Annotated in this window: 1 pseudogene; it reads right to left on the reverse strand. The window is 52.0% G+C overall.

The annotated features are described in order from the left end of the window. Positions 1-163 precede the first annotated feature (163 nt). A pseudogene (locus tag GAC_RS06165) lies at positions 164-621 on the reverse strand (hypothetical protein); the annotation flags it as partial.

Genomic DNA, 621 nt, shown 5'->3' on the forward strand with positions numbered 1-621 from the left:
CCTAATCTTCCAACTCTACTGGGCACCACCTAGGTCTCCCAGCCTCTATAGGTTTGGGGCGCACCCTAATTACCTGTGTGGCACCTCTACCATCTATAGACTCGTATTCCCAGCTCCGACACCTCAGCCCAACTTACCACCAACACAGCTCTCTGCACCATCACTACCTAGCAGCCACTTGGCTTGATGTGGTAGTACTCCCCCTATAATTGGCACAGTCAAAGCTCGCATCCTCCACATAACTGATTCCCAGTGGCAGTACCTTCATGACTGCGCCGAAGTGCGTAAGAAGCAGGCGTAGGTGATGGCAAGAGCTGAGGGTGCGGAGGTAGTGGCGCCAGGGTCGAGTAATTAGGTGTGTGAATGCAGAGAACTTTAACTGCACTAAGTATACTAGGAAGGTGTAGTGGTGGTACCACGCACTCCAGCTGTGGTGGCAATGCCAAGCATTGAGCATTACAGAAGTAGACCCTATAGCCCTGACCTCTATCACCTCCGCACCTTCAACAGCTCTAGCAAAAGCCCCAGCAACTATGGCCTTGTCCTCCTTACTCAGGCTATTAATGTTATTCGCCATCCCCTGCAAGCTGATGGTGCCGGTACTAGTACTACTGGTAGCAG

This window comes from Anaplasma marginale str. Florida, assembly GCF_000215485.1.
GTDB classification, from domain to species: Bacteria; Pseudomonadota; Alphaproteobacteria; order Rickettsiales; family Anaplasmataceae; genus Anaplasma; species Anaplasma marginale.